General features: G+C 52.6%; 10 protein-coding genes. All 10 read right to left on the bottom strand.

The features are described 5' to 3' along the window. Positions 1–6: 6 nt before the first annotated feature. Positions 7–486 (bottom strand): type II toxin-antitoxin system RatA family toxin, encoded by a 480-nt coding sequence (locus tag HOJ08_08810; GenBank protein MBT5673533.1) that lies wholly within the window; start codon positions 484–486, stop codon positions 7–9. 1 nt (position 487) lies between these two features. After that, the gene (lipA, locus tag HOJ08_08805) at positions 488–1420 is read right to left on the bottom strand and encodes a lipoyl synthase (GenBank protein MBT5673532.1); all 933 of its coding nucleotides are present in this window, start codon (positions 1418–1420) and stop codon (positions 488–490) included. A 15-nt stretch (positions 1421–1435) separates the two neighbouring features. Beyond that, positions 1436–2860: a dihydrolipoyl dehydrogenase gene (lpdA, locus tag HOJ08_08800; protein ID MBT5673531.1), complete on the bottom strand. Its 1425-nt coding sequence runs from the start codon at positions 2858–2860 to the stop codon at positions 1436–1438. 15 nt (positions 2861–2875) lie between these two features. Then, a complete protein-coding gene (locus tag HOJ08_08795; GenBank protein ID MBT5673530.1) occupies positions 2876–4162 on the bottom strand; it encodes a pyruvate dehydrogenase complex dihydrolipoamide acetyltransferase in 1287 nt (428 codons plus the stop codon). An 11-nt stretch (positions 4163–4173) separates the two neighbouring features. Further along, on the bottom strand, positions 4174–5580 hold the full coding sequence (locus HOJ08_08790; protein MBT5673529.1) for a pyruvate dehydrogenase complex E1 component subunit beta: 1407 nt from the start codon (positions 5578–5580) through the stop codon (positions 4174–4176). Between the two features lie 3 nt (positions 5581–5583). After that, the gene (gene pdhA / locus HOJ08_08785) at positions 5584–6579 is read right to left on the bottom strand and encodes a pyruvate dehydrogenase (acetyl-transferring) E1 component subunit alpha (protein ID MBT5673528.1); all 996 of its coding nucleotides are present in this window, start codon (positions 6577–6579) and stop codon (positions 5584–5586) included. A gap of 441 nt (positions 6580–7020) precedes the next feature. After that, positions 7021–7536 carry a septum formation initiator family protein gene (locus tag HOJ08_08780; GenBank protein ID MBT5673527.1) on the bottom strand — a complete coding sequence of 172 codons (516 nt, stop codon included), beginning with the start codon at positions 7534–7536 and terminating at the stop codon, positions 7021–7023. 123 nt (positions 7537–7659) lie between these two features. After that, the gene (gene eno, locus HOJ08_08775) at positions 7660–8943 is read right to left on the bottom strand and encodes a phosphopyruvate hydratase (protein ID MBT5673526.1); all 1284 of its coding nucleotides are present in this window, start codon (positions 8941–8943) and stop codon (positions 7660–7662) included. A 28-nt stretch (positions 8944–8971) separates the two neighbouring features. Continuing rightward, positions 8972–9808, bottom strand: coding sequence for a 3-deoxy-8-phosphooctulonate synthase (gene kdsA, locus HOJ08_08770; protein MBT5673525.1), 837 nt, complete (start codon positions 9806–9808; stop codon positions 8972–8974). Positions 9809–9816: 8 nt separating this feature from the next. Then, a complete protein-coding gene (locus HOJ08_08765) occupies positions 9817–11445 on the bottom strand; it encodes a CTP synthase (GenBank protein MBT5673524.1) in 1629 nt (542 codons plus the stop codon). Between the last annotated feature and the right edge of the window lie 142 nt (positions 11446–11587).

The raw sequence follows: 11587 nt of genomic DNA, 5'->3' as shown, positions 1-11587 counted from the left end.
TAACCGTTATGAATTGTTGTCAGGATCATTTTCTGGGGCGCTTGTACCATAAAGATCGTTGGCGCGGGTCTCAAAAGCGCCAACCATGCGCTGTGCTGCTTCTGAAAAGAATTTGCCCATCATCGTTTCCATTATCTTGGACTTGAATTCAAAATCCACCATGAAGTCGATTTCCGTACCTTGTTCATGGGTTTGAAACACCCAATGGTTTTGCATATGGCGCATGGGGCCTTCCAGATAATCCACGTCTATCCGAGGCGACGTATCATTTGATCCATCATCGAGGGTCACCCGAGAGCTGAACTTTTCCCGGAATGCAGAAAACCCCACCACCAGGTCGGCGCAAATCACGCTGCCCTCTTTCGATGTAATGCGGGCCGCAATGCACCACGGCAAAAAATCGGGGTAGCGTTCAATATCAGAAACAAGATCAAAAAGTTGTTTGGGCGTTTGGGAAAGGACGCGTTTTTCCGCGTGACGGGGCATATTAACTGCCCTTGGAACCCGCGAGCTTTGCTTCACGGGCAGCCCGCAACCGGGTGAAATCATCACCGGCAAAATAGCTCGACCGCGTCAGGGGTGAGCTTGAAACCAAAGAGAACCCTTTTCCATTGGCAATTTTTTCATAATCGCTGAATTCATCGGGGGTAACAAAGCGTTCCACCGCAACATGGCGCGGGGTCGGCTGCAGGTATTGGCCGATGGTCAGGAAATCCACATTGGCACTCCGCAGGTCATCCATCACCTGATGGACTTCCTGTTTTTCTTCGCCAAAGCCAACCATGATGCCCGATTTGGTAAACATCGATGCATCCAGTTCCTTGACCCGGTCCAACAATTTCAGGGAATGGAAATACCGCGCACCCGGCCGGATTGGGGCATAGAGCCTGGGCACCGTTTCAAGATTGTGATTAAACACATCGGGCTTCGCTGCCACCACGGCCTCAATGGCACCGGGTTTGCGCAGAAAATCTGGCGTTAAAACCTCAATCGTTGTCTTGGGCGAAGAAGCGCGAATGGCGGTGATGCATTTCACGAATTGATCGGCCCCGCCATCGTCTAAATCATCGCGATCAACCGACGTGATCACCACATGAGACAGGCCTAATTCGCCAACGGCCTCTGCCACATGATTGGGCTCACCGGCGTCCACAACATTGGGCTTGCCGGTTTTGACATTACAAAACGCACAGGCCCGTGTGCAGGTGTCGCCCAGGATCATCACCGTGGCGTGACCCTTGGCCCAGCATTGCCCGATATTGGGGCACGCCGCTTCTTCGCACACCGTATTCAACGACAGCTTGCGCATAAGTTTGCGGGTTTCATTATATTCCGGCGACGTGGGTGCCTTCACCCTGATCCAGTCAGGCTTTGGCTTGCGCAGCGTGTTTTCTTTCAGATTTTGAATTTTGTCAGACATGGTTTCCCGGAAACCTTACATATGGATGACGCGGCCATGCGCATCAAGAACCGATTCGTGCATCATTTCAGAAAGCGTCGGATGGGGGAAGACCGTGCGCATTAATTCCGCTTCGGTGGTTTCCAACGTCCGCGCCAGTGCAAAGCCCTGAATCAGTTCCGTTACCTCAGCCCCGATCATATGCGCGCCCAGCAAGGCCCCGGTTTTCGCATCAAACACGGTCTTGATCATGCCGTCGGTTTCACCCAAGGCGATGGCCTTGCCATTGCCCATAAACGGGAAACGCCCGACCTTGACCTCAAAGCCCTGATCACGGGCAGCAGCTTCGGTCAGGCCAACGCTGGCAACCTGTGGCCGACAATACGTGCAGCCCGGAATGTTGCTGGTATCCAGCGGATGGGCGTCTTCATAGTTTGCAATATGTTCAACGCAGGCCACCCCTTCGTGGCTGGCTTTATGGGCCAACCACGGCGGGCCTGCCACATCACCGATGGCATAGACCCCGGGTTCTGCGGTGGCGCCCCATTTATCAATTGCAATATGGCCTTTTTCAATCCGCGCGCGGGTTTTCTCAAGGCCCAGGTTTTCGACATTGCCGGTAATCCCAACGGCCAAAATAACCCGGTCGAAGGTTGCTTTGACCGATTTCTCACCTTTGGCTTCAAAGGTTGCCGTGGCTTTACCCTTGGTCACTTTCAAGGCCTTGACCGTTGTACTGGTCAGGATGGTCATGCCCTGTTTCTTGAACGATTTTTCGGCCATGGCAGAAATGTCAGAATCTTCTACGGGCAAGACACGGTCCATGACTTCAACCACCGTCACGTCTGCACCCAGATCATTGTAGAAACTGGCAAATTCAATGCCGATGGCACCAGACCCGATAACCAACAATTTCTTTGGCATGGTTTTAGGCACCATGGCTTCTTTATACGTCACCACGGTTTTGCCATCAGGCTCTAACCCCGGCAGGGTCCGTGCCCGCGCACCGGTGGCCAAAATAACGTTTTTGGCGGTCAAATTTATTGCGTCATCATTTTCTTTAGCGACTTCAACCGCCACCTTGCGCAAACCACCTGCGGCCAGACCGTCAAGGCGCGCCGTGCCATCGAACACAGCAATCTTGTTCTTTTTCATCAAGCTGGAAATGCCTTTGGACAAACGATTGGCAACGCCGCGTGAACGCGCCACAACTTTTTCAAGATCAACGCCTGAGAACTTTGCCTTGATGCCAAATTCTCCGGCACGATCAACCAGATGTGCAACTTCGGCCGTGCGCAACAAGGCCTTGGTGGGAATACAGCCCCAATTGAGACAGATGCCGCCCATGTGTTCACGTTCTACCACGCACACCGATTGGCCCAATTGGGCAGCCCGGATAGCCGCAACATAGCCGCCGGGGCCACCACCGATAACGATTAGATCAAATGAAGTTTCCGCCACTGGGGGCTCCTCAGGTTAGAGAATCAGGCGTATGGGATGTTCAATAAATTCTTTGAACGCGCCAAGAAATTCTGCGCCAACCGCGCCATCAACGGCACGGTGATCACAAGACAAAGTGCAGGTCATCAGGGTTGCCGTGCCAATTTCGCCGTCCTTTGCCACAACCCGTTCTTCCCCGGCACCAACGGCCAGAATGCAGGCTTGTGGCGGGTTGATGATGGCGCAAAAATCACGAATGCCATACATACCCATATTGGAAATGGTAAAGGTGCCGCCCATGAATTCTTCGGGCAGCAATTTGCCATCTCTGGCGCGGCCCGCAAGATCTTTAACCTCACCGGAAATGGCAGCAATGCCTTTTTTGTTTGCTGATTTAACAATGGGGGTAATCAATCCGCCATCGGTCGAAACCGCAACAGAGATATCGGCGGCTGAATAATAATTCATGCCATCATCCCCCCAGGATGCATTGGCTGCTGGCACTTTGATCAGCGCCAGTGCAACGGCGCGTATCACAAAATCATTGACCGAAACGCGAATGCCTTCATCGCTATCGTTGATTTCTTTGCGCAATGCCAAAAGCGCATCAATGTCGCAATCGACGCTGGCATAAAAATGGGGGACCGTCTGTTTCGACAAGGTCAACCGTTCGGCGATAATTTTGCGCATCTGGTTTAACGGTTCTGTGCGCGCAACGGCTGGCGGGAACGCTTGTCCGGAACCTGCAAAAATGCCGCCAGAGCCACCACCGGCTGGCGCATTTTCCACATCAACGCGGATGATGCGCCCATGGGGCCCGGTGCCAGAAATGCGTGCCAGATCAATGCCTGCTTCACGGGCCATCCTGCGCGCAAGCGGGGACGCAATCACACGCCCTCCCGTTGCAACCGGTTTTGGTGCGGGTGCGACAGGTTTTGGTTTTGGAGCCGCAACTGGTGCGGGTGCGGCCTGTGCAACAGGTGCTGCGGCCACAGGTGCAGGGGCTGCAGGGGCTGCAGGGGCTGCAACAGGGGCAGCGGCGGCATTCTTAACCGCGGCCTCAATGGCTTTGGCATCATCACCTTCTTCTGCCAACACGGCGATGACGGTTCTGACCGCAACATGTTCGGTGCCTTCGGCCACAATAATTTTGGCCAACGTGCCTTCATCGGATGCTTCGACTTCCATCGCCGCCTTATCGGTTTCGATTTCCGCAATCACATCACCCGGGCGAACGCTATCGCCTTCCTTCTTGATCCATTTTGCAATTTTACCCTCTGTCATGGTGGGTGAAAGTGCGGGCATGTTTATGATAATGGCCATGATTTTTCCCCTTAATCCCGGTACATGACTGCGCGCACACCGGCAATCACTTCTTCGATACCGGGAAGGGCCAATGCCTCCAGGTTTGCGGCATAAGGCAGCGGCACATCTGCGGCGCAAACCCGATACAGTGGCGCATCCAGATCATCAAAGGCCGTTTCCATAACGCGCGCAGCAATTTCAGAACCGATGCCGGCATAAGGCCAGCCTTCTTCAACGGCCACAACCCGGTTGGTCTTGGCGATGGATTTGGCAATGGTTTCCGTATCCAGTGGGCGCAAAGAACGAAGATCGATCACTTCGGCCTCTATGCCTTCTGCGGAAAGTTGCGCGGCGGCCTCTAATGAGAACTGCACCATGCGCGAGAAGGTAACAATGGTGACATCACTGCCTTCACGAACCACCCGCGCCTTGCCAATGGGCACCACAAAATCAGGGTCGACCGGAACATCATCGGTGCGGCCATATAGGATTTCATTTTCAAGAAAAATAACCGGATTGGGATCGCGGATGGCTGCCTTTAAAAGCCCCTTCGCATCATCGGCAGAAAACGGTGACAAAACCTTGACGCCAGGAATATGGGAGAACCAACTGGCAAAACATTGCGAATGCTGCGCACCAACGCGGGATGCGGACCCATTGGCACCGCGAAACACCATGGAACAATCCATCTGGCCACCAGACATGTAACGGGTTTTGGCGGCTGAATTAATGATCTGATCCATTGCCTGCATGGAAAAGTTAAAGGTCATGAATTCAACAATCGGCTTCAAGCCGGCAAATGCAGAACCAACACCTAGACCAGTAAAGCCTTGTTCGGTGATCGGCGTATCGACCACGCGCAAAGGCCCGAATTCATCCAGCAATCCCTGGCTGACTTTATAGGCACCTTGATATTCGGCAACTTCTTCGCCCATCAAAAACACGGCATCATCGCGGCGCATTTCTTCGGCCATGGCATCGCGCAATGCTTCGCGCACGGTAATGTTGGTGGTGTTTGCATAGAAAGCAGGGTCGACATCAGATGGCGGCAACACGATCGGTGCCGCAGGTGCGACAACAGACGCTGGTGCGGCGGCGGGTGCAGCGGGTGCGGCTTCAGCATCTGTGGCTTCCGTCGCTTCTGCTGCTTCTGCCGGTTTTGCTTCTGTCGCATCAACCCGGGCCACGTCTTCGCCTTCTTCGGCTAAAACGGCAATGGGTGTGTTGACGGCAACATGTTCGGTGCCTTCTGCTATCAGAATCTGGGCAATGATGCCCTCTTCCGATGCTTCGACTTCCATTGCGGCCTTATCGGTTTCGATCTCGGCAAGAAGGTCACCGGGGCGCACGGCATCCCCTTCTTTCTTAAGCCATTTGGAAATTTTGCCTTCCGTCATTGTCGGCGATAAGGCGGGCATCAAAATTTGACTAGACATCGATTAAACCTCCGCCAGAACGTCAGTGTAGAGTTCTTCAGGCGCCGGTTCAGTATCTGCAATGGCAAAATCAGCAGCTTCAGTGACCATCTTTTTAACCTTCGCATCAATTTTTTTGAGGTCGTCCGCCTTCACCAGTTTTTGGGCAAACATAAGGTCTGACAAGTGATCAATCGGGTCTCTTTCTTCGCGCATTTTTTGTACTTCTTCCCGTGTCCGGTAGCGTGCAGGGTCCGACATGGAATGGCCACCATAGCGATAGGTTTCCATCTGCAAAATATACGGCCCCTTTCCTGCGCGGCAATGGGCCACGGCCACGGCACCGGCTTCTTGGACCGCCAAAACATCCATGCCATCAACCTTGCGGCCGGGGATACCAAAAGGCTCCCCTCGGCGATAAAAATCCGGGCTGGCTGAGGCGCGGGCAACAGAGGTGCCCATGCCGTATTGGTTGTTTTCAACAATGAAGATAACCGGCAACTTCCAAAGGGCTGCCATATTATAACTTTCCCAGACTTGTCCCTGATTGGATGCACCATCCCCATAATAGGTCAGCGACACCGCATCATTGCCCCGATACCGGTTGGCAAAGGCAAGGCCAGTGCCGATGGGAACGCCAGCGCCAACAATACCGTGGCCGCCATAGAAATTCTTTTCCTTTGAAAACATGTGCATGGAGCCACCCTTGCCGCGAGAATAACCGCCTTGTCTGCCGGTTAATTCTGCCATCACCCCTTTGGGTTCCATGCCACACGCCAACATATGACCGTGATCACGATAGGTGGTTATCACCGAATCATCTGACTTAAGGTTAGCCTGCATGCCAACCACCACGGCCTCTTGACCAATATAAAGATGACAGAAGCCTGCAATCAGCCCTTGGCCATAAAGCTGGCCTGCCTTTTCCTCAAAGCGACGGATCAAAAGCATGCGTTCATAAAATGCCAGCATTTCAACCTTCCCTGCACTGGATTTGCGTGCAGGAGATTTGGTTTTCACTTTTGCAGCGCCAGCAGATGCTTTGCTGGCTTTGGGCTTTTTAGGGGCTTTGGGCTTTTTCTTGCCAGATGATTTAGAAGCGGCGCGGACCATGATGTTATCTGCCTTAATCGTTTCACTGGTTTGCTCACTGGATTTACAGGGCGCGAGCCATTCGCCAAATCAGCGGGTCGCGACCGGGACAAACCCTACACCTAATGTAGTGATAACAAGAAGAATAAAATATCATTAGAATTCAATGGGATAGAGATAATTAACTTGATTATAGTTAATTGTAGAAATAAACTACTGTTATGGTGCTGGGCAAGCAAGATTCGAAAAGCGCGCCCCAAATTTAAGACACAAAAAGCCATACCGCATTTACAAATCTGGATTAGACGTAAAAAAGGCACAAAACGTGCCTACAACTTTTTCTGATATGGCCCTGAAATGAAGATAAAATCAGTAAACGAATGAAATCCGGCTTGGCTTTATGGACTGGACCGGGGCCGGAGTCGATGGCGACAAGGTTGAAGCCTTTGCTTCGGGAATAAAGACGGAAAACCCTGCGGGTTTCGATTTGCGCCCTGTGATCGGGTTCAAAGCAGCCGTGGCACCATGATGGACAACGCGGTGGCGGTACAAATTGGCCGGAAGGGATGTCAAATCATCGGATAAAATGATGATGTCATCGGGATGCGCATACCCCAGAATTGCCCGGGTGCGCTCATCCAAAAGATCCCGATCAAGGCTGTTGGATTGAAGCAACCGAACACGGCGCAACAAAACCTGGCGTTTTGCCGATAATTTATCAAATTCCAGTTGAGAATCCTGGACTTGCTGAACCAAATTCAGCCAGGCAATCAGGCCACGGTCCCCCTGGACCGCATGATAGGAAAAATAGGCAAACAGGGTTGCTGCCAAAACAGGGCCGACAATATGTCGGGCGCGGGTTTTTATTTCACCTAGAAACGTCATGGCGTTAGGGAATCACACCCGATTCCACCGCGTCAACAAAAAAATCAACTGAATCTGTAGGTTATCAGAAAATCTTAGGTTTAGGAATCAGAGTCAGGTGCCAACCAACAGCAAAAAAGAGTCTTATTTGAGTGACTTAAGCGCATTGCGCCCGGCATAGCGGCCAACCGGTTCTAATTCTTCTTCAATTCGGATTAGCTGATTATATTTGGCAAGCCGGTCAGAACGCGACAGCGACCCGGTCTTGATCTGCCCGCAATTGGTGGCCACGGCCAGATCAGCAATGGTTGAATCCTCTGTTTCCCCTGAACGATGGGACATCACGGCCCGGTACCCAGCCTTATGTGCCATTTCTACGGCTTCCAGCGTTTCAGACAAGGTACCGATCTGGTTGACCTTGACCAAAATGGCATTGGCAATGCCATCATCAATGCCGCGTTTCAGCCGGATGGGATTGGTCACGAACAAATCATCGCCCACCAATTGACAGCTATCGCCGATTTTTTTGGTCAATTGTGCCCAACCATCCCAATCATCTTCGGCCATGCCGTCTTCGATGGAACAAATGGGATAGCGCTTTGCAAGATCTGCCAGATAATCAACCATGCCTGCAGAATCAAAGGTCTTACCCTCGCCCGCCAGAACATATTTGCCGTCTTTGTAAAATTCCGTGGATGCCGCATCCAGAGCCAGCAAGACTTCATCGCCTGCCTTGAACCCTGCTGAACCGATTGCGGTCATAATGAACTCAAGGGCTTCATCGGCACTGGCAAGTCCCGGGGCAAAGCCCCCTTCATCCCCAACGCTTGTGGAATGGCCGGCCTTTTTAAGCTGTGACGCCAAGGCGTGGAAAATTTCCGATCCCCAACGCACCGCATCCGCCATGGTCGTCGCCCCTACGGGCATGATCATGAATTCCTGAATATCGATAGGATTGTCGGCATGTTCGCCACCATTGATGATGTTCATCATCGGCACCGGCAACGTGCGGGCATGAACCCCACCCACATAGGCATAAAATGGTAGTTCCGCCTCTTCTGCGGCTGCCTTTGCTGTGGCCAGAGAAATACCAAGAATGGCATTGGCCCCCAGACGGGATTTATTCGGCGTGCCATCCAGCTCAATCATGGCCGAATCAATGGCCAACTGGTCTTCGGCATCCATGCCACATAAGGCATCGAAAATTTCACCGTTTACGGCCTCTACTGCCTTTTGCACACCTTTGCCGCCATAGCGGGTTTTGTCATTATCACGCAGTTCCACTGCTTCGTGAGCGCCTGTGGATGCCCCGGAAGGGACTGCCGCACGCCCCAGCGCCCCGGTGCCAAGAACAACATCGACCTCTACCGTGGGATTGCCCCGGGAATCGAGAATTTCACGCGCATAAATTTCAGCAATTTCAGTCATTCACTTAAGGCTCCGGATTACGGTTTGTTCAATGCCGCTTCGTTATGGCATCGATTTCCATCAAATTTTCGATCAAATCAGGCATATCCGACAAAGGCACCATGTTTGGGCCATCGGATGGGGCAGTGTCCGGGTTTTCATGGGTTTCCATAAACACACCGGCAACGCCCACAGCAATGGCAGCACGGGCCAAAACCGGCACAAACCGCCGGTCGCCGCCCGACGTCGTTCCCTGACCGCCGGGTTGTTGCACCGAATGGGTAGCATCAAAAATAATCGGACAGCCGGTTTCTGCCATGATCGGCAGGGAACGCATATCGGATACCAACGTGTTGTACCCAAAACTGGCACCCCGTTCGCACAGCATGACCTTGTCATTGCCCGCATCGGCCAATTTGGCGGCAACGTTTTTCATATCCCACGGGGCCAAAAACTGGCCTTTTTTCACGTTGACCGCACACCCCGTCGCGGCTGCCGCCACCAATAAATCGGTCTGGCGGCTTAAAAAAGCAGGGATTTGCAAAACATCCACGGCCTCAGCCACCACAGCGCACTGGTCCGGTTCATGAACATCGGTCAAAACCGGGCACCCGAAACGATTGCGCACCTCAGCCAAAATCGGCAACGCCGCATCCAGCCCAATGCCCCGGTCACTGGTGTGGGATGTCCGATTGGCCTTATCGAAGGATGACTTGTAAACAAAGCCGATGCCCAACCGTTTGGTCAATTCTGAAAGCGCACCTGCCATTTCCATGGCGTGATCCATCGATTCGATGGCACAAGGCCCCGCAATCAGCACAAATGGCAGATCATTTCCAAAGACGACATCGCCGACACCAACATGATTTTGTGCATTCTGAGCCATAAACCTGCCTAGACCAGACGCGATTGAAGCACCGCCGCCTCGATAAAGGACGCAAACAACGGATGGGGCTCAAACGGTCTCGATTTTAATTCCGGATGGAACTGTACACCGATAAACCACGGATGATCCTTCAATTCGACAATTTCAGGAAGCACCCCATCGGGCGACAAACCAGAAAAGAGCAACCCTGCTGCTTCCAGCTGGTCGCGATAATTAATATTGACCTCATAGCGGTGACGATGGCGTTCCTGAATGTGTTCTTGCTTATAGATAGAACCCACCTTGCTGTTGGACATGACGTTGCAGTCATAGGCCCCAAGACGCATGGTGCCCCCCAGGTTATCAACCGCAGAACGCTTCTCTACTGTTTCACCCTTGTTCCATTCGGTCATCAACCCCACCAGAGGTTCTGCCGTTTCGCCAAATTCGGTTGACCCCGCACCTTTGATTCCCGCCAATGAACGGGCCACTTCGATCACCGCCATCTGCATGCCAAAGCAAATTCCGAAATAGGGCACATTATGTTCCCGGGCAAACTTCGCTGCGGCTACTTTGCCTTCTGCACCGCGTTCACCAAAACCACCGGGCACCAAAATGCCATGAACCCCTTCCAGCTTTTCCAGGGTCCCGTCTTCTTCGAAGATTTCTGATTCAATCCATTCCAACTTGACCTTGACCTTGTTGGCAATGCCACCGTGGGTCAACGCCTCAGCCAGAGACTTATAGGCATCCAAAAGATTGGTGTATTTGCCAACAACCGCGATCCGCACCTCACCTTCTGGCTTTCGGATACGATCAATAATGCTCAACCAACGCCCAAGGTCAGGTTCGCTGGCTTCTTCCATCCCGAAATGCCGCAACACAACATGATCAAACCCCTGTTCATGATAGCTGACAGGCACCTGATAAATGGTGTCCACATCCAACGCCTCTACCACCGCATCGGGACGCACGTTACAGAACTGGGCAATTTTACGCCGTTCTTCCGGTGGGATGGGCCGATCAGACCGACACAACAAAACATCTGGCTGAATGCCAACCGATAACAGCTCTTTCACCGAATGCTGGGTCGGTTTGGTCTTCAGCTCGCCCGCTGTCGGAATATAGGGCAACAAGGTCAGGTGCACATACATGGCGCGATCAGCACCGACTTGATTGCGAAATTGTCGAATGGCTTCAAGGAAGGGCAGCCCTTCGATATCGCCGACCGTGCCACCAATTTCACACAACAAGAAGTCCGCATCCCCACAATCGGCGGCGATAAATTCCTGGATGGCATCGGTAACATGGGGAATCACCTGAACCGTCGCGCCCAGATAATCGCCATGGCGTTCCCGTGAAATCACCGTTGAATAAATGCGCCCCGTGGTGACATTGTCAGCTTGAAGCGCGGAAACACCGGTAAACCGTTCATAATGGCCAAGGTCCAGATCGGTTTCGGCACCATCATCGGTCACGAAAACTTCGCCGTGCTGGGTGGGCGACATGGTGCCGGGATCAACGTTGAGATAGGGGTCGAGCTTACGCAGGCGTACTTTGTAGCCTCTGGCCTGGAGAAGTGCTCCCAAGGCTGCGGATGCGAGTCCCTTGCCAAGAGAAGAAACCACACCGCCAGTGATAAAGATAAACCGCGTCATGGCTTGCAAGAATACAGCATTGCTTCACGCCAACCCATTTAAAATTTAAGTGCTTTTGAAAATAAATTTGTTGCCAAAATCACAAACTCTGTAAACGAAATAAAACAGACCCTAAAAAAGAAAGGGCGACTTGTTCATTGTC

The organism is Rhodospirillales bacterium, from assembly GCA_018666775.1.
Lineage (GTDB): Bacteria > Pseudomonadota > Alphaproteobacteria > SMXQ01 > SMXQ01 > JABIXC01.
This window is presented reverse-complemented; position numbering and strand designations above follow the sequence as displayed.

What these genes read in the sequence shown, in the direction of transcription:
- HOJ08_08810 (MBT5673533.1), bottom strand. Translation starts at nt 486, where the DNA reads ATGCCCCGTCACGCGGAAAAACGCGTCCTTTCCCAAACGCCCAAACAA.
- lipA (MBT5673532.1), bottom strand. Translation starts at nt 1,420, where the DNA reads ATGTCTGACAAAATTCAAAATCTGAAAGAAAACACGCTGCGCAAGCCA.
- HOJ08_08795 (MBT5673530.1), bottom strand. Translation starts at nt 4,162, where the DNA reads ATGGCCATTATCATAAACATGCCCGCACTTTCACCCACCATGACAGAG.
- HOJ08_08790 (MBT5673529.1), bottom strand. Translation starts at nt 5,580, where the DNA reads ATGTCTAGTCAAATTTTGATGCCCGCCTTATCGCCGACAATGACGGAA.
- HOJ08_08780 (MBT5673527.1), bottom strand. Translation starts at nt 7,536, where the DNA reads ATGACGTTTCTAGGTGAAATAAAAACCCGCGCCCGACATATTGTCGGC.
- eno (MBT5673526.1), bottom strand. Translation starts at nt 8,943, where the DNA reads ATGACTGAAATTGCTGAAATTTATGCGCGTGAAATTCTCGATTCCCGG.
- kdsA (MBT5673525.1), bottom strand. Translation starts at nt 9,808, where the DNA reads ATGGCTCAGAATGCACAAAATCATGTTGGTGTCGGCGATGTCGTCTTT.
- HOJ08_08765 (MBT5673524.1), bottom strand. Translation starts at nt 11,445, where the DNA reads ATGACGCGGTTTATCTTTATCACTGGCGGTGTGGTTTCTTCTCTTGGC.